Source organism: Polynucleobacter sp. IMCC 29146 (genome assembly GCF_021395195.1).
Classification (GTDB): Bacteria; Pseudomonadota; Gammaproteobacteria; order Burkholderiales; family Burkholderiaceae; genus Polynucleobacter.
The window spans coordinates 1-1199 of the sequence record NZ_JAJVCR010000029.1 but is presented as its reverse complement, the minus strand read 5'-3'; the positions used below and the strand labels follow the sequence as shown (position 1 = coordinate 1199).

Annotated in this window: 1 protein-coding gene; it reads right to left on the bottom strand. The window is 46.8% G+C overall.

Features of this window, described 5'->3' with window-relative positions; genetic code table 11:
- Window positions 1-16: 16 nt before the first annotated feature.
- Window positions 17-1128, bottom strand: a protein-coding gene (locus tag LZT22_RS12645; protein ID WP_233925660.1) for an IS3 family transposase whose coding sequence is annotated in 2 segments (ribosomal slippage) — window positions 17-882 and window positions 882-1128 — 1113 coding nt in all. Because the reading frame shifts where the segments join, the coding sequence is not laid out codon by codon here.
- Window positions 1129-1199: the final 71 nt, after the last annotated feature.

The window sequence follows — 1199 nt, the reverse complement described above, 5'->3', positions numbered from 1 at the left end:
GGTAATCCCCCCATTTTTAACATAAGCTAAAAGTAGAGGCTGGTACTGCAAGTGCTAGTTTTTGCTTAGGTGTAATTCCCCCTAAGCCCATATTCGGTCTTTCATGATTGTATGTCCACATCCAGTCAGTGGCAAAGTGTTGAACTTGATCAATGGTTTCAAATAAGTACTGGTTAAGCCAATCGTACCTTACGGTACGGTTGTACCTTTCAATATAGGCATTTTGCTGGGGTTTGCCTGGTTGGATATAGGCCATCTCTATGTGGTGCTTGCTAGCCCACTGCACAAGCACGCTACCTACTAGTTCTGGGCCATTATCACAACGTATTTTGAGGGGTTTGCCACGCCATTCAATCACTTGATCTAGTGCGCGGATGACTCTGGCTGCTGGTATGGAAAAATCAATATCAATGGCTAAAGCTTCCCGGTTAAAGTCATCAATCACATTAAACAAGCGAATGGATCTACCATCGTGCAACTGGTCATGCATAAAATCAATGGACCAGGTGTCATTAATCCCAGCGGGCACTGCCAATGGCACAGGCTTCTCGCGAACCAAGCGTTTATGGGGCTTGATGCGTAAGTTGAGCTCTAACTCCCGGTAGATGCGGTAGACCCGTTTGTGGTTCCAAGTAAAGCCCTTCACATTGCGTAAAAATAAGAAGCAAAGCCCAAAACCCCAATTACGCTGGTTCTGAGTAAGGCGCACCAGCCAATTAGCAATGAGGGCATTGTCGGTTGATAGCTTAGGGCAATAGCGATAGCACGTCTGGCTAATCACAAAGGTATCGCAAGCTAAACGGATGCTCATACGCCCACTCTTAACCTCTTGGCTGGCCATCTCACGTCTTTGAGATGGCCGAACTACTTTTTTTGTAAGACTTCCTTTAGCACATCCGCTTGGAGCTGAACCTCCGCGTACATCTTCTTTAAGCGGGCATTTTCAAGCTCGAGCTCCTTAACACGAGACATCATTGAGGCGTCCATACCGCCGTACTTGGCGCGCCACTTGTAAAAGCTAGCCGAGCTAATGTTGTGCTCACGGCACAGGTCAGGGGCTGGCACGCCAGCTTGCGCTTGCTTGAGGATGGCCATGATTTGGCTATCAGTAAAACGGGAGTTTTTCATCGAATTTCCTTTTAAATCAAACAACTTAGAAATTCTACTTTTAACTCAGATTAAGGGGTGGGGGGATTACC